Below are 22,842 nucleotides of genomic sequence, written 5' to 3' on the forward strand. Positions count from 1 at the left end.
ATCGCCGATGGTAGTGTGGGGTTTCCCCATGTGAGAGTAGGTCATCGTCAAGCTTGTATTTCAAACCCCCCATCTGCGTGAGCAGGTGGGGGGTTTGTCTTTGCACCGCAGAAAAGATCGTGCGTAGCAATGTAGGCAACCGCTCGAAGGTTTGGCGCAGGTAAGCGTAAGGCTCTTGGCTCTTGGTCGTTGGCTTTGGTGGTTTCGATCAAACTCTAGAACTGAGCACCAGTAGTCGCGCCCTTGGGCATGTCGCTGAACAGGCAGGTATCCAGCGCCGCCGCGATCCAAAGCCTTCTGGCTACCGCCACGAGCCTGGTGCCTGGCTTAAAGACACACTGGGAAAAGTGCCACCTGGCTGAACAGCCGAATTAATGAACTTCTGCCATTAAGCTCACCTTGCCATGAACTTCCATAGCATTAATGACACCCTCAAACAGGCTTCCGGCTTTGAACTTCACCGCCTTCGAGGCATGTTGGATCGTACCCGAAGCGGATTGTTGCCGTGCAGACGTGACTGCTCATAGGTAAGCGCTCCATAAACCACGTCCGTCAGGACAAAGTCTGCTTTCAGGAGGCTGGGGCTGGCGAGCAGTTCCATGGCAGCAGCGCTTCGTAGCCTTCGACGCTGTTGGCCTGCGGCAGGCGTTCGAGGATGTGGCGCAGGTAAGCGTAAGGCTCCTGGCCGTTGGCCTTGGCGGTTTCCACCAGGCTGTAGATTTGTGCGCTGGCGGTCGCGCCCTTGGGCGTTTCGCTGAACACCCAGTTTTTACGGCCGATGACGAAGGGACGGATGGCGTTTTCGGCACGGTTGTTATCGATCGGCAGGTGGCCACCTTCGACGTAGCGTTCAAGCCGGCTCCAGTTGCTGGCCAGGTAGTTCACCGCTTTACCCAGCGCGTTTTGCGCGGTGACCTGGGGCTGGGTTTTCTCCAGCCAGGCCTTGAGTTGAGCGAGGATCGGCAAGCTGTGCTGTTGACGGCCCTGATGGCGCTGCTCGGCGCTGGCTTCCTTGAAGTCGCGCTCGATGCCGTACAGCTTGTTGATCAGGCTCAGCGCTACGTCGGCCCGTCCGGTTTTGCCCTTGGGCTGCACCTTCTGCGCTTCGATAAATTTACGCCGCGCATGCGCCAAGCAGGCCAGTCGCTCAACGCCCGACTGGGCGGCCACGGCGTTGTAGCCAGCATAGTCGTCGGTCATCAAATAACCGCGATAGCCGGCGAGCAGGCGCAATGGTATTTCCTGCGCGCGGCTGGTTGTGTAGTCGAAGAGGACCACCGGCCTGTCTGGCGGGCCGCCGGTTTGCACCCACATCCACGATTGGCTGCTGGGGCCCCGCCCCGGCTCTTTGAGCACCTGCACCCGGGTTTCGTCGCAGTGCAGCACCGGATAGTCCAGCAGCGTGTCGCGCATCAAGTTGAGCAAGGGCTGCAGGTGCTCCCCGCACTGGATCACCCAGCGCGCCAAGGTCTGCCGGGGGATGTCGATGCCATGACGATGGAGGACTTTCTCGAAGCGATACAGCGGCGTGCCGTCGACATACTTGGTGCTCAGCAACATCGCCAACACACTGGGGCTGGCCAGGCTTTTCTCGATCAGTTGCGCCGGTTTGTCGGCGGTCACCGGAGCGGTTTCACACCCTTTGCAGGTGTAGGTCTTGCGGATGTGTTTGATCACCCGGATCTGCATCGGGATGATGTCCAGCTGCTCGCTGGTTTCCTCACCGATCACCTGCTTGCGGCAACCGCAGGCACAGGTTAGTTCGTGCTCGGGCAGCTCGTGGATGACTTCAACGCGCGGCAGCTCGGCCGGCAACGGCCTGCGCTTGCCACGACGCTTGGTCGGCGCGACGACTTCTTCCTCAGCCTCATCGGCAGGCGCTTCAGGCATTGCGTCGGCCAGACTTTCGGCCTCGTTGAAGATCTCCAACTGCGGCGAGTCCGGATCGGCGGTCTGCTCGGATTTACGGCCGAACAGGCGCTGGATCAGCAGTGCGTTCTGCTCACGCAGGCGCTCGATCTGCCCATCCTTTTCCGACATCTGTACGTTCGCCGTCAGCAGCAACTGCTTCAGCAAAATAGGGTCATCGGGAAGGGTTTCGGGCACGGAAATCATGCCGTGGATTATACCAATTCAGGTTACGAAACGGGGAGTCAGCACCTTGTGCGGTTGGTTGCCCCAGAGGTCGATGCCCTCCAGTAGTTGGTTCAATTCCCGCACAGTCAGTTCGATGGCCTCGTCGCCCGCATCGGGCTTGGTCTTGAACCGTTCGGCCTCCAACCGCTTGAGCCACAGACAGAAGCCGTTGCGATGCCAGTACAGAATTTTTACTTGGTTGCGCGCGCGATTGAGGAAGACGAACAACACCGGGTCGAACACCGCGACCTTAATATCCAGCTCGACCAGGACCGCCAGACCATTGATGGATTTACGGAAATCGACCGGCTTGGGTTAGAGGTAAACCGCTTTGACCCTGGGGTCGGGACGCATCATGTGCTGGGCTCCAGAAAGAAATCGGAACACAGCATCGGCGGGTTATCGGTTCATTTGAAGGTGGGGTTTATGGAGCACTTACGCTCATAGGCAGTAGGTCAATTATTATGTTGCTGGCAGTAACGCGAGCTCACCGCCTTGGTCCCTGAGTTTCGCCGCAAGCATGTGGTGGTGCGCGACTTGGCGAGGCACAAACGCTGGCTGATTCCATACGCTGCTATCAATCTGGGCGAGACGACTGTAAAGATTCGTGAAACGGATGGCGCCGGTCTAATCCAGCATGCGCTCGCCATCGGGGAAACGGTCAGATTTATAGGCGGCGAACACCGGCAGCTGCACGGGGAAATCATCCGTATCAACGGCAAGACAATCACCCTTGCGTGCGACGAGGAGTAGTGGCGACTACCTGCACTTATAGGTCAAATGCAGGCTGAACGGCGCTTGACCGGCTGTGCTTATACACGCACGTGGCTAGTTCGTTAATATAGCCGGAGAACTTCAACGTTGGCGTGATGGAGCGAGCTTCGAGCATGAAAGTTGCGCATTTCTGGTAGCGTGATTGGAACATAACGCCGAATCATTAACGGGTAGTAGGCACTCAGCCGTTAACTCTTACAGCAACTTGCGCGCTAGTATGGCTATCAACTCTTGACTGCTTACAAGCGAAGGCGGGCAGAAAATATTCTGATGTCCGAAATTATTCGACCACAACAGAGTAAGAGGCGGTTGTTAAGCCGCCTCTACTCAACGTCTAGCGGTTGAAGCGTTCGACCAGCGAATACTGTTCCTGCGCTGTGTTGGTGAGTGCTTCGCTGAGCACGGCAGAACTTTGTGCTTCGCTAGCGGTTTGGTCGGACAATTGAGCAATGTTGGTAATGTTACGGTTGATTTCGTCGGCAACTGAGCTTTGTTCTTCGGCGGCTGCCGCGATCTGGTCGGCCATGTCTGCGATGTTGGATACTGCATCGCTGATCCCAGAGAGAGCTTGATCGGCCTGCTGCACGCGCGCGACGCCTTCATCTGCCTGCTTGCGACCTATTTCCATGGTCATCACTGCTTCTTCAGCTGTGCGTTGTAGCTTGGCAATCAGTTGGTGAATTTGCCCTGTGGATTCGGTGGTGCGTTGTGCCAGTGAGCGTACTTCGTCGGCGACAACCGCAAAACCACGGCCCATTTCACCTGCACGGGCAGCTTCGATTGCTGCGTTTAGAGCGAGTAGGTTGGTCTGGTCGGCGATGCCTTTGATCACATCGACCACGCCGCCGATTTCGTTGCTGTCCTGGGCGAGGCGGGTGACGGTTTCGCCGGTGTCGCCGACTGATTGCGAAAGGCGCTGAATGGCGGCGCGAGTTTCCGCCGTAATGGCACGGCCTTCGCTAGTCAGGCGATTGGCTTCCTGGGTAGCGATAGCGGTACGCGCCACATTGCTGGCGACTTCCAGGGTTGTTGCAGCCATTTCGTTTACTGCAGTGGCAACCTGTTCTGTTTCCTGGCGCTGGCGATTTAGGCCTGCGGAGCTGCTGTGCGCGAGCGCATCCGCTTGCTTGGCCTGTTTTGCCAAATTTTCAGCGCTGTCTTGCAAGCGTGTCAGGCAGGTTTTCAACCGTGCCTCCTGGCCTAGGATGGACATCTCCAAGCGGCCTTGAACGCCACGGCTGTCGGTGTACATTTGCGCAATCAGCGGGTCGGAGGTAGTTTGATCTGCCAGCTGCAACAGACGCTTTATTCCGCGCTGCTGCCAGCTGAGACCAGCAAGGCCCAGAGGTATCGAGAGTAGAGCGGCGACTGCGAAGCCCCAGCTGGTGTCGAGCCAGGTACCGATCAGGAAGCCGACTTGGCTGATCAGTATAAAAGGTAGCCAGTTTTGTAGGGTTGGTAGCCACTGGTCGCTGCTTGGCACCGCGGACTTACCATTATTTATACGCATGTAAAGGGCTTCGGCGCGGCGCACTTGCTCGGCAGTCGGTTTGATCCGTACCGACTCGTAACCGACCACTTGGTTTTTTTCCAGTACTGGGGTGACATAAGCATTCACCCAGTAATGATCGCCATTTTTGCTACGGTTCTTTACGATACCCATCCACGGCCGGCCCAGCTTGAGTGTGTTCCACATATGGGCGAACACGGCTGGCGGGACATCGGGGTGACGTACTAGGTTGTGTGGTGCGCCCAGCAGCTCATCATGGCTGAAGCCGCTGATTTCGACGAACGCCTCGTTGCAGTAGGTTATCTGGCCTTTGATATTGGTCGTGGATATCAAGCGTTGCTGGGCCGGAAAAGTGCGTTCGCGTTGAGTGACAGGCTGATTATTGCGCATGAGGATTTATGTCCCTTACTGTTATGCCTCATCATCGGCCAGGCATGGCTAAAGTTGAGTTCAATTTATCCATGCAGTGTAACTGGATATTGAAGGGCTTCACATTTCTGCAGGCGACAAGGCAGTTGAGGGGGCAGTCGTAGATAGTGCGGGAATTGCTAAATTCTTCGGTTCTCATAGCCCGATAAGTACAGGCATGACCTGGGAGGTCTTGCCCGGATTATGCCTGTACCACGCCCTATCGCGACTGGTCGGGTGGAGGAGCCGGTGATCTAACCCTCAACGCTAGCCTGCAATCAACTGGCGCAAAACAAAATGCAAAATACCACCTGCTTTGAAGTATTCCACCTCGTTGAGGGTGTCGATGCGGCAGAGTACTTCGGCGCTTTCCCGTGTGCCGTCTGCGCGATTTATTTCGACGATGAGCTTCATCTGTGGATGCAACTCGACGCCATCCAGGCCATAGATACCGAGGATTTCATTACCTGTCAGGTGCAGGCTCCGGCGATTCTGGCCCGGCACAAACTGCAAGGGCAATACGCCCATACCAACCAGGTTGGAGCGGTGGATACGCTCGAAGCTTTCGGCGATCACCGCCTTGACCCCGAGCAGGTTAGTGCCCTTGGCCGCCCAGTCACGACTTGATCCGGTGCCATACTCCTTGCCCGCGATCACTACAAGCGGAGTTCCTGCATCCTGGTAGCGCATGGCCGCATCATAGATCGCCAGTTTTTCACCGCTCGGTATGTGCAGGGTATTGCCGCCTTCTTCGTCACCAAGCATCTCGTTGCGGATACGAATATTAGCGAATGTGCCACGCATCATTACTTCATGGTTGCCGCGGCGCGAGCCGTAGGAATTGAAGTCCACCTTGTCGACGCCCTGCGCCTGCAGGTACTGACCGGCGGGGCTGTCGGCCTTGATATTACCGGCCGGTGAGATGTGGTCTGTGGTCACCGAGTCGCCGAGCAGAGCGAGGATTCGTGCTTGATGGATGTCGCCAATATGCGGCGGTGCGTCGCCGATGTTGTCAAAAAACGGTGGATGTTGGATATAAGTCGAGTCGGCTTGCCAGGCGTAGGTGGCAGCTTGCGGTACTTCGATAGCCTGCCACTGTGCGTCGCCCGCGAACACCTCGGCGTATTCCTTGTGGAACATAGCTGTGTCGACCTTCTGGATCGCCTCAGCGATTTCCTGCTGGCTCGGCCAGATGTCCTTGAGATAGACCGGCTGGCCGTCTTTGCCTTGTCCCAGCGATTCGCGGCTGATGTCCACCTGCACGCTGCCAGCTAGTGCGTAGGCCACAACCAGCGGCGGCGAGGCGAGCCAGTTGGTTTTCACCAGTGGATGCACGCGCCCCTCGAAGTTGCGGTTGCCGGACAGTACCGAGGCCACCGTCAGGTCGTGCTGTTGGATGGCCTGTTCGATCGGTTCGAGCAGCGGCCCCGAATTGCCAATACAGGTGGTGCAACCGTAACCAACCAGGGCGAAGCCCAACTCATCCAGGTAGCGGGTCAGGCCGGCGGCCTTGAAGTACTCGGTGACCACCTTAGACCCGGGCGCTAGCGAGCTCTTGACCCAGGGTTTGCGCTGCAGGCCTTTCTCGATGGCTTTCTTCGCCAGCAGGCCTGCGGCCATCATCACGCTGGGGTTGGAGGTGTTGGTGCAGGACGTGATGGCAGCTATCACCACTGAGCCATTTTTCAAGTGGTAGGTCTGGCCCTCGTACTCATAGTCGACCTCGCTGCTCTGTTCCCTTGTGCCGATCGCGGTGCCTCCACCGCCTTCATTGAGCAGGCGACCTTCTGCCTTGGCGCTGGGCTTGAGTTGCAGGCCGACGAAGTCGTCGAACGCTTGCTTGACTTGCGGCAGTGTGACCCGGTCCTGCGGGCGTTTTGGTCCGGCCAGACAGGCTTCGACACTGCTCATGTTCAGCTCCATGCTGTCGCTGAACAGCGGTTCCTGGCCTTGTTCGCGCCACAGGCCTTGGGCCTTGCAGTAGGCCTCGACCAGCTTGACGGCCGGCTCTGGGCGCCCTGACAGACGCAGATAGGCCAAGGTAATCGCATCGACCGGGAAGAAGCCACAAGTGGCGCCGTATTCCGGGGCCATATTGGCGATGGTGGCACGATCCGCTAGCGGCAAGTCAGCCAGGCCGTCGCCGTAGAACTCGACGAATTTGCCGACCACCCCCTCATTACGCAACATCTGTGTGACGGTGAGCACCAGATCAGTTGCGGTGATGCCTTCCTTCAATTTTCCGCTGAGTTTGAAGCCGATCACCTCGGGGATCAGCATTGATACCGGCTGGCCGAGCATGGCCGCCTCCGCCTCGATGCCACCGACACCCCAGCCGAGGATGCCGAGCCCATTGATCATGGTGGTGTGCGAGTCGGTACCGACCAAGGTATCGGGGAAGGCAAAAATCTGGCCGTCTTCCTCTTTGGTCCACACCGTGCGGCCGAGGTATTCCAAGTTGACTTGGTGGCAGATACCGGTACCTGGCGGCACCACACTGAAGTTGGCGAAGGCATGCTGACCCCAGCGCAAGAAAGCATAGCGCTCCCCGTTGCGCTGCATCTCGATGGTCACATTCTCGTTGAACGCGTCCGTGCTGGCGAACTTGTCGACCATTACCGAGTGGTCGATCACCAGGTCCACTGGCGACAGCGGATTGATCTTCTGCGGGTCGCCGCCGGCCTTGGCCATGGCGTCGCGCATCGCGGCCAAGTCAACCACCGCGGGTACGCCAGTGAAGTCCTGCATCAGCACGCGGGCTGGGCGGTACTGAATCTCGCGCTCGGAACTGCGGCTTTTCAGCCAGTCGGCCATGGCTTGCAGGTCTGTGCCGGTGACGGTCTTGCCGTCTTCCCAGCGCAGCAGATTCTCCAGCAATACTTTAAGCGACATGGGCAATCTGTCGATATTGCCGAGGGTCTTGGCCGCGTCCGGCAGGCTGAAGTAGTGGTAGGTCTGGCCGTCTACATCGAGGCTGCGGCGACTGTTCAGGCTATCTAAGGAAGGCATTGCGCGTCTCCTGTGGCTTGCACGGTGCAAGTCGATTGTTTGCTGCAGAGTCTTCAAGCTAGCTCTGCTTGGCGAGGCTCGCCACGTCATTACGCGGTGTGGCGAAAGCATGTTGCGATTTGGCACGTTTATCGAGGCGGTCGTACTTGCGGCGTTTGTCTGGGGAATATTGATAGCTTTTGCAGGTGCTAGTTCAGCTGCGCAGTGTTGCGTTGGTTTGCAGGGTTTTCGCCGTAAAAACTGTTATCCAATTGCAAGCGAAACAATCACCCTCACTAACTTGAGAGGCCGCCGGGGTTTAAGAGCCAGACTCCGCTATGATGCGCGCCTTGAGGAGATCACCGATGAATAGTTTGTTACTGCACTGCCGTCCCGGTTTTGAGAACGAGGTGTGTGCGGAGATCGCCGAGCATGCCGCGCGCCTGGATGTGGCGGGTTACGCTAAGGCTAAACCGAGTACGGCTTGCGCCGAATTTATCTGCACTGAGCCGCAAGGGGCTGAGCGCTTGATGCGTGGTGTGCGTTTCAGTCAGCTGATTTTCCCGCGGCAATGGGCGCGTGGCGTGTTTATCAATCTGCCAGAGCTGGACCGCATCAGCGTGTTGCTATCCCATCTGGCGGACTTGCCGGCCTTTGGCAGCCTGTGGCTGGAAGTGCTGGACACCAACGATGGCAAGGAGCTGTCGAATTTCTGCAAGAAGTTCGAGGCGCCACTGCGCAATGCCCTGACCAAGGCCGGCAAACTGGTAGAGGACGCGCAGAAGCCGCGTTTGCTGCTGACGTTCAAGAGCGGTCGTGAGGTGTTCGTCGGGCTGGCGGAAGCGAATAATTCGGCAATTTGGCCGATGGGCATTCCGCGCTTGAAGTTCCCGCGCGAGGCGCCGAGTCGTTCGACCCTCAAGCTGGAAGAAGCCTGGCATACCTTCATTCCGCGCGAACAGTGGGACGAACGCCTATCGGGCGAGATGACCGGCGTCGACCTTGGCGCCGCGCCGGGCGGTTGGACCTATCAACTGGTTAAGCGCGGTATGTTAGTGACCGCCATCGATAACGGGCCTATGGCCGAAAGCCTCATGGAAACCGGCCTGGTGCAGCACCTGATGGTCGATGGTTTTACCTACAAGCCGCGCCAGCCGGTTGACTGGATGGTCTGCGATATTGTCGAAAAACCCGCGCGCAGCGCCGCCTTGCTGGAAACCTGGATCGGCGAAGGCCTTTGCCGCGAGGCAGTGGTCAATCTGAAGCTGCCGATGAAGCAACGTTACGCCGAAGTGCGACGCCTGCTGCAACGTATGGAGGATGGCTTTGCTGAGCGCAAGATCAAGGTGTCAATTGCCTGCAAACAGCTTTATCACGATCGCGAGGAAGTGACCTGCCATTTGCGGCGGTTGTAGGCGCGGGAAGAGGCTCAGTCGCATGCCCGCGATGATTGTGCAACGCCCGGTTTCGCGGGTATGGCCCGCACCTTCAGCGTGGGTGAAATCCATAAGCGGTATCAACGCGGATCCCTGATTTCATCCGCCTCACCAGGGCGGTGTAGGGGGATGATGCCTTTTTCATCCACCACTGCTATTGGTGGATGGGCAAAGCGTTAGCTACGCCCCCTGATCCCGCAGACCTTGCCCATGGTCTCAATGTCTCAAGGTCCACTGGGCTGCTGTTGCCTGACCCAATAGCTTTGCTTGTGCCCGCGCGCCTCGAATTGCCGGGCCAGGGCTTCGGCAGCGATACGGGTCAGGTCGGCGCGCACCACGAATTGGTTGCCGTTATCGTCCATGCGCATCAAGCACCAATTCCGCGGTTTGCTGGGTGCTGACATACTTGCAGCCTGCGCTGTAGTCCCTCGGTTCACTAAAGACTAGCTCGGCGCAAGCACTGGCGCCTTCTATCCGCGACAGTTCTGGCTCGCTCGGGCCATATGCGCGGCGGGTGGTTTGAGGGGCTGCTTTGCGCGACAATAATGGCCTATTTCTGGAGCCCGCTGATGCCTTTGCAATCCGATGTCACTCTCGATGACACCCTCGACGCCAGTGGGCTGAACTGCCCGGAGCCGGTGATGATGCTGCACAACAAGGTGCGCGACCTACCGGCTGGCGGCTTGCTGAAGGTGATCGCCACCGATCCCTCGACCCGGCGCGACATTCCAAAATTCTGCGTGTTTCTCGGCCATGAACTGCTCGAGCAGGGCGAAGAAGATGGCACCTATCTGTACTTGATCCGCAAGAAAGTTGACTGAGGTATGGGTTGGTACTTCGCTTACGGCTCCAACATGAACCCTGCGCGCATGCAGGGGCGCGGCCTGCAAGTGAGCGAGGCCTTGCCTGGGCATTTGTCCGGGTATGCGCTGTGCTTCAACAAGCGTGCAGTGGATCGTGCTCCGGGCCGCGCCTACGCCAATATTCGCTATGAGCGCGATGGTGTCGTGGAGGGCGTGCTCTATCGGCTGGCAGGATTGGACGAGATCACCAAGCTCGATCCTTTTGAGGGAACGCCAATCTATTACAGCCGTGAGCGACTGCCGATTGTCACTGCCCATGGCTAGCAGCCTGCTTGGGTATATATCGCCAATCCGGCGTTTCGTCAGGATGGCTTGTTGCCTAGCGCCGATTACCTGGCGCACCTGCTGCAAGGCCGCGCATTCCTGTCTGAGTCCTATTGGTCGGCGTTGGCTGCCTGGCCATCCCACCCGGACTGACCCGGAGCCAAGCCACAGCTCTTCAGGCTGTCCTGCCAGGCGCGTACATGCCGATTAGTGGCTGCTTGAAAATCAACCCACAGGGATTGCTCGGGGCCCGCTAGGTTCAGCAGGTAGTTGCGCGTGGCCGCTGGTACTTCGGCGGCGGCGCTGAGTTGGCGCAGGCTGCTGCTCCAGGTCTGGCCGCGTTGGTGTACTTGGGCCAGATAAGGTTGCAAGCCGCCAGCATAAAATTTGACGAAGATATTCTGCAGAATGCGGCCGTTTGGCGTCGCTTGCCCTAGCGGGCAAATCGGCCGTTGCTGCTGGCGGACCTCGAGCAGGCGACTGCCTTCATTGAGTGTATGGGTCAGGCTGGCCAGGCTGCTGATCAGTTGACCGCCCTGGGGGCTGGTATGCAGGGCGAAGAACAACGGGTCGAGCTCATCAGTTGCCGGTGGCAGGGTTTGCGGCAGGGCATTGGCCATGGCGGCCAATTGTGCAAGAGCAGCGAGGGCTGCATCGTCCTCGCTGGGGGCTGTAGGCAGTGCCTGATCGGCAAAGCGCAAGTAGCGCTCGACTTCCTGGCTGGCGTTCAGGGCATTCCAGAAAACGCTAGGCAACTGTGTGCGCTTCTCCAGGGCCAGTCGACTGAGCGAGGCGTGCAGGTCGGGGTCTTGCCCAGCGGCCAGATACGGTAAGCAGGCGTCGATGGTACGTAACAGATCGCCTTCATACCCCAGGCGGCTGCTGGGAACCAGCTGTTTGCCCAGGCTGCTGTTGCGCTGGCTGATTTGCTGCTGCAGGGCGGGGCAGAGGCGGACATCAAGCACTAGGTCGAGCAAGCCGATGCGGACTTCGGGGATATCCACCACACGCTCTCGGCGCGGCGGCAAGCGATAACGGGTCAGCAGGGCCTTGTCGAAGGCGACGACATCATCATCACCTCCGACGGCATTATTCAGACGCTGCAGGTAGTCTGCCTGCAGGGCCATGCCGTCATCGGCCGGTTGGCACGCAGCAAGGCTGAACAGGCTGAGCAGGATAAGGGTTCTGGCTTTCATGGCGTTATCTTAACTGCTCGAATGCGCTTGCGCGCGCTGCCTGCGAGACGAATTGCCAGCATGACGGCGGCGCAGGTCAGGCCGACGATCAAGCCTTGCCAGAGGCCGCTCGGGCCGCTCGGCTCGCCGAGCAGGCTAGACAGGCCGAGGGCGTACCCCACAGGCAGGCCGATGCCCCAGTAAGCGAACAGGGTCAGCAACATGGTGATACGGGTGTCCTGGTAACCACGTAGAGCGCCGGCAGCCGTGACCTGGATCGCATCGGAGAATTGGAACAGCGCGGCATACACGATCAACCCGGAGGCCAGGGCGATTACCGTCGGGTCGGCGGTGTAGATCTGCGCGATCTGCTCGCGCAATAGCAGCATCAAGCTGGCGGATAGGCAGGCATAGCCTAGCGCCGTCGCCATGCTCACGCCGGCAGCGAAACGAGCCTCGCGCGGTTGGCCGCGCCCGAGCATCTGGCCGACGCGCACCGTGGCAGCCATGCCGAGGGAGTAGGGGATCATGAACACCAGCGAGCTGAAATTCAGCGCAATCTGATGACCGGCCACCACGCTGGCTCCCAGGCCGCCGATTAGCAGGGCAATCACCGCGAAGATGCTCGATTCGGCAAATACTGCGATACCGATCGGTAAGCCAATTGCCAGAAGGCGCTTGATCACAGGCCATTCTGGCCAGTCAAACCGGCTGAACAGCTGACTCGGTTTGTAGAAGGGCGCCCACTTTACCCACCAGAACATGCCCAGCAGCATGAAACTCATCACCAGTGCGGTGGCCCAGCCACAGCCGACACCACCCATGGCCGGCAGGCCGAACTTACCGTAGATGAAGACGTAGTTGGCGGGAATATTTAGCAGCAGCCCGCATAGCCCCAGCACCATGCTTGGCCGAGTATGGCCGAGGCCGTCACTGAAGCAGCGCAATACATGGTACAGCGCCACTGCAGGGAAGCCGCACGCCACTGCGCGCAGGTAACCCATTGAGGGCTCGATCAGGCTCGGCTCGATATTCATTAACTGCAGGACGATTTCGGCATTCCACAGCAGGACTGCAGCGCCACCGCCGACCGCCAGTGCCAACCACAAGGCCTGGCGCACTACCGGACCGATTTCGGCTTGCTGTCCGGCCCCGAAGCGCTGCGCAACCTTGGGTGTAGTGGCCAGCAGGATGCCGGTCATCAGTAGAAATACCGGCACCCAGATCGAGTTGCCCAGCGCCACCGCTGCAAGGTCATGGGAGCTGACACGTCCAGCCATCAGCGTATCGACAAAGCCCATGGCGGTATGCGCCAGCTGGGCGATGATGATCGGCGTGGCGAGAACCATCAGGGTGCGCAACTCGGTGCGTACGCGCTGCAGGCGCGATACGGCTGGCATAGGGGTCATCCGTTGGATCTCTGAGAAAACAGTGCAGTCTACGCGCTGACGCTTCGGTCAGGAACTCGTTTTGCAGTGGCGCAGTGCGAGGGCGACGACAGTGGCAAGCTGCCTTAGAATGACGACCCGACGTATGGAGCCAATCATGCAAATAGTCGCTGACGAGAACATCCCCCTGCTCGATGAGTTTTTCGCTGGATTCGGCGAGATTCGTCGCTTACCTGGTCGCGGTATCGATGCGGCGGCTGTGGCCGATGCCGAACTGTTACTGGTACGTTCGGTGACCCGTGTTGACAGTGCACTGCTTGAAGGCAGTGCGGTGCGGTTTGTCGGTACCTGCACGATCGGCACAGACCATCTGGATCTTGATTATTTCGCCCGGGCAGGCATCGCCTGGGCCAGCGCGCCAGGTTGCAATGCGCGTGGTGTGGTCGATTATGTGCTCGGCAGCCTGCTGCTGTTGGCTGAGCAGCAGGGCGTTGAGCTGGCCTCGCGCACCTTCGGGGTGGTCGGTGCAGGTGAGGTGGGCGGGCGTTTGGTCGAGGTATTACGTGGGCTGGGTTGGCGGGTGTTGGTGTGTGATCCGCCGCGGCTGCTCATCGAGGGTGGCGACTTCGTCAGTCTGGAGCAGGTGATCGCTGAGTGCGATGTGGTCAGCCTGCACACACCCCTTGAAAGGGACGGCGCGCAGCCCACCCATCACCTGCTCGATGCACGGCGCCTGGCCCAACTCAAGCAGGGTACCTGGCTGATCAATGCCAGTCGTGGCGCGGTGGTGGATAACCTGGCGCTGCGCGAGGTGCTCAAACAGCGCGGTGATCTGCAGGTGGTGCTGGATGTTTGGGAGGGCGAGCCGCAGGTCGATGTCGAGCTGGCCAGCTTGTGCCGTATTGCCACGCCGCATATCGCCGGCTACAGCCTCGATGGCAAGCTGCGTGGTACGGCGCAGATCTATGCGGCGGTTTGCGCGCATCTCGGCTCTACGCCGACGGTTAGTCTGGATCAGTTGATGCCGCGGCCCTGGCTTGCTGAGTTGAACCTGGATGCCGGTGCCAATCTGGATTGGGCGCTGGCGACTGTGTGTCGCGCGGTCTATGACCCGCGGCGCGACGATGCGGATTTTCGCCGCAGCCTGCACGGCGACAAGGCAAATCAGCGCGCGACCTTTGATGCGCTGCGCAAGTATTACCCGATGCGCCGCGAGATCGATGGGTTGAGTGTAAAACTGCAAGGCGATGCGCCGCAGCTGGCACAGATGATCAAGGCGCTGGGTGCGACAGTGCGCTGATAGGTGGAGGCGACAGTGTGTAGCCGGGGGGCAGGGCAACATGGCCCGGTCAACCGTGGTGGCTATCCGGCACGCTCGAGTGTTTTTACAACGCCCGGCAGGTGTGCAGGATCATGCCCTCAGTTATCGGGATCTTCTGGCCTTTTTCGCTGGTGATTGCCCAGTCTGCCTGCTGTTGCGCGTGCAATGGAACCCTCGCGGGGGAGCAGGGTTTTGCTGCTGCGGGCTTATGAGCCGGGGGTGTGCGCAGTCCAATAGAGTCGGATGCACACGCTCAGGCAGTTCGAGCGACGGTGCGCCGTCACAAATACAGTTCACACGTGACGCACTTGTCACTGTGCCGAAAAATCTGTGGGCTGACATGCTCCTTGGAGCGATTCGAGGTTCAACGAGGTATTTATGTCGCGGTTCCATCTGGGCTTGATCATCAATCCCCTCGCAGGCCTTGGTGGTCCGGCGGGACTCAAGGGCAGTGATGGCGTGGCCGAACAGGCCCTGGCGTTGGGCAGCCAACCGCTGGCGGCAGAGCGAACGCGCACGGCACTGGAACGCTTGCAAGCTGTGCAGGAACGCCTTGAGTTTCTGACCTTTCCCGGGCCGATGGGCGCCGATCTGCTGGCCGAAATGGGCTTCAGGTACCGAGTGCTCGGCGACTTGAGCGACCGGCTGAGCAATGCGGCGGATACTCGCAAGGCTGTCGAGCAATTGCAGGATGCCGGTGTGGCGCTGATTCTATTCTCCGGCGGCGACGGCACCGCTCGGGATATCTGCGCGGTGGTCCGAGAAGGACAGCCGGTGCTGGGTATTCCGGCCGGAGTAAAGATCCAGTCCGGGGTCTATGCCGTCAGCCCACGCGCCGCTGGCGAACTGACCGCGCGGCTGATCGAGGGCGGACTGGTACGACTGGCCAGTGGCGAGGTGCGCGATATCGATGAAAGCGCCTTGCGTGAAGGCAGGGTCACTGCGCGCTGGTATGGCGAACTGACCGTGCCGCAAGAGGGCGGTTACATGCAGCAGGTCAAGCAGGGCGGGGTGGAGTCCGAAGAACTGGTGCTCAGCGACCTGGCCGACTGGCTGCAGGATAGCTGGGAAGCAAATGTTCGGTATATCTTCGGCCCCGGTTCGACCCTGCACGGCCTGGCGCAGAACCTTGGGCTGGAAACCAGCTTGCTGGGTGTCGATGTGATCGAGAACGGTCAGGTGATCGCTCTCGATGTCAGCGAGGTGCAGCTATTCGAGTTGGTGGCCGAGCATCCGGCGCGGCTCTTGGTCACCGCAATCGGTGGCCAGGGCCATATCATCGGCCGTGGCAACCAGCAGATCAGTCCGCGCGTATTGCGCGCCGTGGGTCTGGAGCATCTGCGGGTGGTGGCCACCAAGCGCAAGCTCGGTACCCTGCAAGGCCGGCCCTTGCTGGTCGACAGCGGTGATGTAGAGTTGGACGATGCCTTCCCCGATGTGGTGCGGGTGTGGGCGGGCTACAAGGAAGAACTGCTCTATCCCGTGGGGAGGTGATGGTCAGGGTCGCCTGGTCTCAGGATTGTGAGTGGCGCGGCTATCGTTGGGCTGTGTCGTCGTTATTTACCCGTCAATATACGGCTGCAATCCGCTAGCGTTTCTGCAGGCGCTGAATATCCCCGGATTTCATTCGAGTCAGCAAAAAGCTGCGTTCCTGGCTTAAGTGAGCAGCACAGGAGCTCATCTGGCGTTCTTTGCATGATTAAGTGGGTCATCCGCTTGAGGTGCTTGATCTGCCACGGATGAGCCCCCACCTAATTGAGGTGCACACTGCCTCGCAGCGCTAATTGCGACATTCCCTATCACCCTCAAGGCTTACGCCGAGCAGCGAGTAACCATGCTTTCGATCCTGTCTTCCCGCCAGCGCAATGCCCTGCGCATGGCCTGGCGTTTCGTTGCGCCTTATCGCTGGCGCGTGGTCGGTGCCTTGCTGGCGCTGATATTTACCGCGGCAATCACGCTGTCCATGGGCCAGGGTATTAAATTGCTGGTCGATCAGGGCCTGGCTACTCAGTCGCCACGGGCGCTGCAGCAGTCGATCGGGCTGTTTTTCGTGCTGGTGCTGGCCTTGGCCGTCGGCACCTTTAGCCGTTTCTACCTGGTGTCGTGGATCGGTGAGCGCTTCGTCGCCGATATTCGCAAGCGGGTGTTCAATCATCTGATCGATCTGCATCCGGGCTTCTACGAAAGCAACCGCAGCTCGGAGATCCAGTCGCGCCTAACCGCCGATACCACGCTGTTGCAGTCGGTGATCGGCTCCTCGTTGTCGATGGCGCTGCGCAACGTGATCATGCTGATCGGTGGCAGTGTGCTGCTGGTGGTGACCAATCCCAAACTCAGCGGCATCGTGTTGCTGGCATTGCCGCTGGTGGTCGCGCCGATCCTGATTTTCGGCCGACGGGTGCGCGCGCTGTCGCGCCTGAGCCAGGATCGGGTGGCCGATGTCGGCAGCTATGTCGGCGAGGTGCTCGGGCAGATCAAGACGGTGCAGGCCTACAATCATCAGGCTGAGGACAAGCGGCGCTTCGGTCTGTCGGCGGAGGCGGCTTTCGATATCGCGCGCAAGCGCATTGCTCAGCGCGCCTGGCTGATTACCGTAGTCATCGTGCTGGTCCTCGGGGCGGTAGGAGTGATGCTCTGGGTTGGCGGCATGGACGTGATTGGTGGACGTATTTCCGGCGGCGAGCTGGCGGCTTTCGTCTTCTACAGCCTGATCGTCGGCGGCTCGTTCGGCACTCTCAGTGAGGTGATCGGCGAGTTGCAGCGCGCCGCTGGTGCTGCCGAGCGGATTGCCGAGCTGCTGCAAGCGCGCAATGAAATCACCTCGCCGGCCGTCAATGGCGTGGCGCTGACGCAGCCGGTGCAGGGCCGTATAGAGCTGCAGGGGCTGCGCTTCGCCTACCCGTCACGCCCCGGCAGTTTTGCCGTCGATGGCATCGACCTCACGGTTGCGCCGGGTGAGACCCTGGCCCTGGTCGGGCCTTCGGGGGCAGGCAAGTCCACCCTGTTCGATCTGCTGCTGCGTTTCTTCGATCCGCAGCAGGGGCGAATTTTAATCGATGGTCAGCCCATTGAGTGCCTTGACCCCCATGAGTTACGGCGTTGCTTTGCTTTGGTGTCGCAGCATCCGGCGCTGTTCTTCGGCTCGGTGGAGGACAATATTCGCTACGGTAAAACCGGCGCGAGCCGCACTGAGGTCGAAGCTGCAGCCAAGGCCGCCCATGCCCATGAGTTCATTATGCGCATGCCTGAGGGCTACCAGACTCACCTGGGCGATGCCGGTCTGGGGTTGTCGGGTGGTCAACGCCAGCGTCTGGCCATTGCCCGTGCGCTGCTGGTGGATGCACCTATCCTGCTGCTCGATGAAGCCACCAGTGCGTTGGATGCGGAAAGCGAATACCTGATCCAGCAGGCTTTGCCGCGTTTGATGCAGGGCCGCACTACCCTGGTAATCGCCCATCGCCTGGCTACGGTGAAAAGCGCCGACCGCATTGCGGTGATCGAGCAGGGCAAGCTGGTAGCGATTGGTAAACATGCCGAACTGGTCGGCAGTAGCTCGCTGTATGCGCGTCTGGCTGAGTTGCAATTTAGTAATGAACAGACGGCGCCTACGCTTTAGAGCAGTTTTCCTTTCGGTCTGATGGTCGCCGCCGCGCCGGCCGAAGCCAGGATTATCGCGCTGATCGCCAGCCACTGATTCAGGCTCAGTCTCTCGCTGAGAAATAGCAGGCCGGAGAGCGCGGCAATGGCAGGTTCCATACTCATCAAGATGCTGAACGTGCGCGCTGGTAAGCGAGTCAGGGCGATCATTTCCAGGCTGTAGGGCAGTGCAGATGACAGCACCGCCACACACAGGGCGATGGGTAGCAGGTCGAGCGAGAACATGCTGCTGCCCGCGTGCCACACACCGATCGGGAAGACCAAGCAAGCGGCGACTATAGTGCCCAGGGCGACGGTCTGCCGGCCGTGCTCGGCCCCGGCTTTTTGGCCGAAGATGATGTACAGCGCCCAGCACAGGCCTGCAGCCAATGCCAGGGCCATGCCCAGCGGGTCGAGTTGCACATCGGCTTGCGCGCTGGGCAGCAATAACCAGATGCCAAAGACCGCCAGAGCAATCCAGGCGAAATCCAGCAGGCGCCGTGAAGACAACAGGGCCAGGCCCAGTGGCCCGGTAAACTCCAGGGCCACGGCGATGCCCAGCGGGATGGTTTGCAGCGATAGATAGAACAGCAGGTTCATGCTGCCCAGCGCCAGCCCATAGGCCAGCAACGAGCGACAGGAGCGCAGGTTCAGGCGTGCCTGCCAGGGGCGCATCAACACGCACAGGATCAGCGCGCCCAAACCCAGGCGCAGTGCGGTGGTGCCTGTGGCGCCAATCAATGGGAACAGGCCTTTGGCCAGAGAGGCGCCGCTCTGGATCGAGGTCATGGCGATCAGCAGCAGCATAATCGGCAGGATCACCAGGGCGAAGTGCGATGAACGCGGCATTCGGTTGTTCCACGGTGTTGAAGGGCATAAACAAAAAAACCGGCCATCAGGCCGGTTTCTCAGGCGTCAGCTACCTTAGCGGTATTCGCACAGGTAGGCGGTATCAACGGCTACCTTGAGCTGGAATTTGCTATTGGCCGGGACTGTAAATTTGCTGCCACTGGTGAAGGTTTCCCAGCTGTCGCTGCCTGGCAGTTTGACCGTCAGGGCGCCGGCGACCACGTGCATGATCTCCAGCTTGTCGGTGCCGAACTCGTATTCGCCGGCGGCCATCACGCCAATGGTGGCAGGGCCTTCGGCCATGCCGAAGGCGATAGATTTGACGGTGCCATCGAAGTATTCATTGACCTTGAACATATGCAATTCCTGGAGATGAGTTGAAAGCTTGTGAAAAATACTCGCCCATTACGCCTGTCAATGCGCCTTCAGGTGAGCGCGTAGTGAAGGCATCGCTATGGCGTTAGGTATTTTCACAACCTCTGAAAAAGGCCATTAAGTATGCCCAAGCCTTGGCAGTGCGTCATCTGCTTTACGGAGGCTTAACGTGGCAGCACCAGAGGCAGCAGTCGGGCGGTATTGCGGGCATCTATCAGCGCCCGGTGTTGTTTGCCGCTGAATTGCAGGCCTGCCAGTTGTAGTGCAGTCGTAAGGCCGACCGGGCGGGCTAATTGGCGGGTTTCGGCAAAGCGGCGCTTGAGATTGAGGTGGGGGATCAGGCTCAGGCAGCTGACCAGCTGGTATTTTTGCCAGTCTTGCTCAAATTGGCGGCGATCGTATTCGCCCCAACTGGCCCATCCGATCAGGTGCGGCTGGTGGCTCAGTAGCCAGCGCTCGAACTGCGGCCAGATGCCGGTCAGTGGTGCTGCAGTATCAACATTTGCCTGGCTGATATGGGTAAGTTCGCGACAGAAACGGGTGAGCTGAGGTCGCCGTGCTGGGCGCACGAAGCGTTGAAAATGATCCACTTCATGGCCTGACGTGCTGACCAGGCTGGCGCCGATCTCGATGATTTCCATGTCTTCCAGGGGCCATCCGCCTTCTTCGGTGGTGGCTTCCAGATCGACTACCAACCAATATCCCATATACCCTCCGGCGTTTTGTAAGGTCGTTGTCTCGAGCGTCCACGCGTCAAGCTTTGGGGGCTTGCCAGGCCGCATGTTAGGCTGAGAGTCACTGAATTCGGAGGTGCGTATGGCGAAGGTAGCCTTTATCGGGCTGGGTGTAATGGGATATCCGATGGCGGGGCACCTGGCTCGTAGCGGCCATCAAGTGTGTGTCTATAACCGGACGCCGGCCAAGGCTGCGCAATGGTTAGCCGAATTCCCCGGCAGCAGTGCGCCCACCCCGCGTGAGGCGGCCCAGGGTGCCGAGTTGGTGATGGTCTGCGTGGGCAATGACCATGACCTGCGTGGCGTGGTGCTGGGCGCGGACGGTGCCTTTGCCGGCATGGCGACGGGCGCTGTACTGGTTGACCACACCACGGCCTCGGCCGATGTTGCCCGCGAGCTGGCAGCCAAGGCCGGCGAGCTGCAGCTGGGCTTCCTCGATGCACCGGTGTCTGGCGGTCAGGCCGGTGCGCAGAATGGTGCGCTGACGGTGATGGTGGGTGGCGAAGCCGATGTATATGCGCGGGCCGAGCCGGTGATCCAGGCATACGCCCGCATGGTGCGTCTGATGGGGGCGGCTGGCAGCGGGCAGCTGACCAAAATGGTCAACCAGATCTGCATTGCCGGCCTGGTGCAGGGCTTGTCCGAAGCACTGCATTTCGCTCAGTGCGTGGGTCTCGACGCGCAGGGAGCCATGGAGGTGATCAGCAAGGGTGCGGCGCAATCCTGGCAATTGGAAAACCGTCACCAGGCCATGCTGGCTGGAGAGTTTGAATTCGGTTTTGCCGTCGACTGGATGCGTAAGGATCTGTCGATCTTACTCGAAGAAGCACGGCACAATGGCGCGCAACTGCCGGTTACCGCGTTGGTCGACCAGTTCTATGCCGATGTCCAGGCGATGGGCGGCGCTCGCTGGGATACGTCTAGCCTGATTGCCCGCCTGAAGGTGCCGAACAAGCCTTGAGCGAACTCGCGTGTCAGTCGCCGGCGCCCTGCTGGCGTCGGGCCTAAAGCCGCCGCTGTTACGATTATGTTGAGGTTGTGCCGTCATGCAATGCCGTGCTGGATGTGGTGCCTGTTGTATTGCTCCTTCGATCAGTTCTCCTATTCCCGGTATGCCTCACGGCAAGGCGGCTGGTGAGCGCTGCATTCAGTTATCCGTGGATAATTACTGCAGCCTGTTCGGTAAGCCGGAGCGGCCGGCTGTATGCTCGGCATTTTTGCCGGAGCTGGATGTTTGCGGCACTAGCAATGAGGCAGCAATCCAGCTGCTGGGCTGGCTGGAGCAGCAGACTGCTCTGGCGAATTGAGGGCTTCAGTCAAGGCTGAGCCCTAAAGGTTGTGCCGTCACAGCGGCGCCTCTCGGGGATGCTATTGGCAGTTGGGGGGCTCACGCATGGCGGGCTCGCAAATGCCGCCGAGGCAGGCGTTGCTTGGCCGCTAGGCCATTAAGCGGGTCATTTGTCCCGCGCATAACGCGGGATGCAAAAAAGGCTGCCACTGGCAGCCTTTTTTACATCGGTAAAGCCGAGGTTTATTTCTTCAGATCACGTTGCGGGTAACCCGTGTACAGCTGGCGTGGTCGGCCAATTTTGTAAGGGTTGGAGAGCATTTCTTTCCAGTGAGAGATCCAGCCGACAGTCCGCGCCAGGGCGAAGATTACGGTGAACATGCTGGTCGGAATGCCGATCGCCTTGAGGATGATGCCCGAGTAGAAGTCGACGTTCGGGTACAGGTTGCGCTCGATGAAGTACGGGTCGGTCAGGGCGATTTCTTCCAATCGCATGGCCAGTTCCAACTGCGGATCGTTGGTAATGCCCAGCTCTTTCAAGACTTCGTCGCAGGTCTGCTTCATTACGGTGGCACGCGGATCGCGGTTTTTATACACACGATGACCGAAGCCCATCAGCTTGAACGGATCGTCCTTGTCCTTCGCCTTGGCAATAAAGACGTCGATGTTCGACACGTCGCCGATCTCATCCAGCATAGCCAGTACGGCTTCGTTGGCGCCGCCGTGTGCCGGGCCCCAGAGCGCTGCGATACCGGCGGCAATGCAGGCAAACGGGTTGGCGCCCGAAGAGCCTGCCAGGCGGACAGTGGATGTCGAGGCATTCTGCTCGTGGTCGGCGTGGAGGATGAAAATCTTATCCATCGCCTTAGCCAGTACCGGGCTGATCGGTTTGATCTCGCACGGCGTGTTGAACATCATGTGCAGGAAGTTTTCCGCGTAGCTCAGGTCGTTGCGCGGATACATCATCGGCTGGCCCATGGAGTACTTATAGGTCATGGCAGCGATGGTTGGCATCTTGGCGATCAGGCGCATGGCCGATACTTCGCGGTGATGCGGGTTCTTGATGTCCAGTGAGTCATGGTAGAACGCAGAAAGCGCACCCACCACACCACACATGATGGCCATCGGGTGAGCGTCGCGGCGGAAGCCGTTGAAGAAGGTCTTCAGTTGCTCATGAACCATGGTGTGGTTCTTGATGGTGCTGACGAACTTGGCTTTCTCTTCTACCGTCGGCAGTTCGCCGTTGAGCAGCAGGTAGCATGTTTCCAGGTAATCGGAATGCTCTGCCAGTTGCTCGATAGGGTAGCCACGGTGCAGCAGAATGCCCTGATCACCATCAATATAAGTGATCTTCGACTCGCAAGAAGCGGTGGACATAAAGCCCGGGTCAAACGTGAAACGGCCCGTGGCGGTTAAGCCCCGCACGTCTATTACATCGGGACCAACGGTGCCGCTTAAAATGGGCAGCTCGACGGGGGCTGCGCCCTCGATGATCAACTGCGCTTTTTTGTCAGCCATATGTGGCCTCCTAGTTATGCTTGAAGTCATCTGACGGCCCCCCACGCAGGGCCGGCATCACTATAGTGAGATAAATCCGAAAGTCAATTTGAGCGGAGCTAGGCGCTAGAAGGGTTTGCGGGGTGTTTCTTATGAAAAAAATGGCCTATCTACGCCATTTGTATTGGGTGCGCAATGCG

The 22,842-nt window shown here is 59.5% G+C and carries 19 protein-coding genes and 1 pseudogene; 9 read left to right on the forward strand and 11 right to left on the reverse strand.

Annotated features, from left to right (window positions below; all coding sequences use genetic code 11):
• Window positions 1-570: 570 nt before the first annotated feature.
• A complete protein-coding gene (locus tag Q8K09_RS18630) occupies window positions 571-2,115 on the reverse strand; it encodes an IS66 family transposase (protein WP_305256474.1) in 1,545 nt (514 codons plus the stop codon).
• A gap of 18 nt (window positions 2,116-2,133) precedes the next feature.
• Window positions 2,134-2,436 (reverse strand): annotated as a pseudogene (tnpB, locus tag Q8K09_RS18635) (IS66 family insertion sequence element accessory protein TnpB); the annotation flags it as partial.
• Between the two features lie 195 nt (window positions 2,437-2,631).
• On the opposite strand from tnpB, the gene Q8K09_RS18640 reads away from it, so the two are divergent.
• A complete protein-coding gene (locus Q8K09_RS18640) occupies window positions 2,632-2,889 on the forward strand; it encodes a hypothetical protein (RefSeq protein WP_305256475.1) in 258 nt (85 codons plus the stop codon).
• 355 nt (window positions 2,890-3,244) lie between these two features.
• Here the strand turns inward: Q8K09_RS18640 and Q8K09_RS18645 are convergent, their stop codons facing one another.
• A complete protein-coding gene (locus Q8K09_RS18645; RefSeq protein ID WP_305256476.1) occupies window positions 3,245-4,810 on the reverse strand; it encodes a PAS domain-containing methyl-accepting chemotaxis protein in 1,566 nt (521 codons plus the stop codon).
• Between the two features lie 285 nt (window positions 4,811-5,095).
• Window positions 5,096-7,837: an aconitate hydratase AcnA gene (acnA, locus tag Q8K09_RS18650; RefSeq protein WP_305256477.1), complete on the reverse strand. Its 2,742-nt coding sequence runs from the start codon at window positions 7,835-7,837 to the stop codon at window positions 5,096-5,098.
• 344 nt (window positions 7,838-8,181) lie between these two features.
• Between acnA and rlmM the strand changes: the two genes are divergently transcribed.
• Window positions 8,182-9,231, forward strand: a complete 1,050-nt coding sequence (rlmM, locus tag Q8K09_RS18655) for a 23S rRNA (cytidine(2498)-2'-O)-methyltransferase RlmM (protein ID WP_305256478.1) — start codon at window positions 8,182-8,184, stop codon at window positions 9,229-9,231.
• Window positions 9,232-9,476: 245 nt separating this feature from the next.
• On the opposite strand, the gene Q8K09_RS18660 is transcribed toward rlmM, so the two are convergent.
• Window positions 9,477-9,620 carry a hypothetical protein gene (locus Q8K09_RS18660; RefSeq protein WP_370869573.1) on the reverse strand — a complete coding sequence of 48 codons (144 nt, stop codon included), beginning with the start codon at window positions 9,618-9,620 and terminating at the stop codon, window positions 9,477-9,479.
• Between the two features lie 201 nt (window positions 9,621-9,821).
• Here Q8K09_RS18660 and tusA point away from each other — a divergent pair, with 201 nt between their 5' ends.
• Together tusA and Q8K09_RS18670 are read left to right on the forward strand one after the other, a co-directional pair.
• Window positions 9,822-10,073 (forward strand): sulfurtransferase TusA, encoded by a 252-nt coding sequence (gene tusA, locus Q8K09_RS18665; RefSeq protein WP_305256480.1) that lies wholly within the window; start codon window positions 9,822-9,824, stop codon window positions 10,071-10,073.
• Between the two features lie 3 nt (window positions 10,074-10,076).
• The gene (locus tag Q8K09_RS18670; protein ID WP_305256481.1) at window positions 10,077-10,379 is read left to right on the forward strand and encodes a gamma-glutamylcyclotransferase family protein; all 303 of its coding nucleotides are present in this window, start codon (window positions 10,077-10,079) and stop codon (window positions 10,377-10,379) included.
• A gap of 110 nt (window positions 10,380-10,489) precedes the next feature.
• Here Q8K09_RS18670 and Q8K09_RS18675 read toward each other — a convergent pair whose 3' ends face one another.
• Window positions 10,490-11,575, reverse strand: a complete 1,086-nt coding sequence (locus Q8K09_RS18675) for a DUF3080 family protein (RefSeq protein WP_305256482.1) — start codon at window positions 11,573-11,575, stop codon at window positions 10,490-10,492.
• The gene (locus Q8K09_RS18680; protein ID WP_305256483.1) at window positions 11,572-12,954 is read right to left on the reverse strand and encodes an MATE family efflux transporter; all 1,383 of its coding nucleotides are present in this window, start codon (window positions 12,952-12,954) and stop codon (window positions 11,572-11,574) included. The genes Q8K09_RS18675 and Q8K09_RS18680 overlap by 4 nt, the downstream gene beginning before the upstream one ends.
• 145 nt (window positions 12,955-13,099) lie before the next feature.
• Between Q8K09_RS18680 and pdxB the strand changes: the two genes are divergently transcribed.
• From pdxB to Q8K09_RS18695, 3 genes are all read left to right on the forward strand, one after another.
• Entirely contained in the window at window positions 13,100-14,242 is a 1,143-nt protein-coding gene (pdxB, locus tag Q8K09_RS18685; RefSeq protein ID WP_305256484.1) for a 4-phosphoerythronate dehydrogenase PdxB, read from the forward strand.
• Window positions 14,243-14,641: 399 nt separating this feature from the next.
• Entirely contained in the window at window positions 14,642-15,757 is a 1,116-nt protein-coding gene (locus Q8K09_RS18690) for an ATP-NAD kinase family protein (protein WP_305256485.1), read from the forward strand.
• A 340-nt stretch (window positions 15,758-16,097) separates the two neighbouring features.
• On the forward strand, window positions 16,098-17,879 hold the full coding sequence (locus Q8K09_RS18695) for an ABC transporter transmembrane domain-containing protein (RefSeq protein WP_305256486.1): 1,782 nt from the start codon (window positions 16,098-16,100) through the stop codon (window positions 17,877-17,879).
• On the opposite strand, the gene rhtA is transcribed toward Q8K09_RS18695, so the two are convergent.
• From rhtA to Q8K09_RS18710, 3 genes are all read right to left on the reverse strand, one after another.
• The gene (gene rhtA, locus Q8K09_RS18700) at window positions 17,876-18,748 is read right to left on the reverse strand and encodes a threonine/homoserine exporter RhtA (protein WP_305256487.1); all 873 of its coding nucleotides are present in this window, start codon (window positions 18,746-18,748) and stop codon (window positions 17,876-17,878) included. The two genes, Q8K09_RS18695 and rhtA, sit on opposite strands and share 4 nt — an antisense overlap.
• 75 nt (window positions 18,749-18,823) lie before the next feature.
• On the reverse strand, window positions 18,824-19,105 hold the full coding sequence (locus tag Q8K09_RS18705; protein ID WP_305256488.1) for a pyrimidine/purine nucleoside phosphorylase: 282 nt from the start codon (window positions 19,103-19,105) through the stop codon (window positions 18,824-18,826).
• Window positions 19,106-19,287: 182 nt separating this feature from the next.
• Window positions 19,288-19,830 carry an exonuclease domain-containing protein gene (locus Q8K09_RS18710; protein WP_305256489.1) on the reverse strand — a complete coding sequence of 181 codons (543 nt, stop codon included), beginning with the start codon at window positions 19,828-19,830 and terminating at the stop codon, window positions 19,288-19,290.
• 109 nt (window positions 19,831-19,939) lie between these two features.
• On the opposite strand from Q8K09_RS18710, the gene Q8K09_RS18715 reads away from it, so the two are divergent.
• Together Q8K09_RS18715 and Q8K09_RS18720 are read left to right on the forward strand one after the other, a co-directional pair.
• Complete coding sequence (locus Q8K09_RS18715; RefSeq protein ID WP_305256490.1) at window positions 19,940-20,818, forward strand: NAD(P)-dependent oxidoreductase; 879 nt, start codon at window positions 19,940-19,942, stop codon at window positions 20,816-20,818.
• An 85-nt stretch (window positions 20,819-20,903) separates the two neighbouring features.
• A complete protein-coding gene (locus Q8K09_RS18720; RefSeq protein WP_305256491.1) occupies window positions 20,904-21,164 on the forward strand; it encodes a YkgJ family cysteine cluster protein in 261 nt (86 codons plus the stop codon).
• Window positions 21,165-21,388: 224 nt separating this feature from the next.
• On the opposite strand, the gene gltA is transcribed toward Q8K09_RS18720, so the two are convergent.
• Window positions 21,389-22,663 (reverse strand): citrate synthase, encoded by a 1,275-nt coding sequence (gene gltA / locus Q8K09_RS18725; protein ID WP_305256492.1) that lies wholly within the window; start codon window positions 22,661-22,663, stop codon window positions 21,389-21,391.
• Window positions 22,664-22,842 lie beyond the last annotated feature (179 nt).

Source organism: Pseudomonas sp. (assembly GCF_030683065.1).
GTDB lineage: Bacteria > Pseudomonadota > Gammaproteobacteria > Pseudomonadales > Pseudomonadaceae > Aquipseudomonas.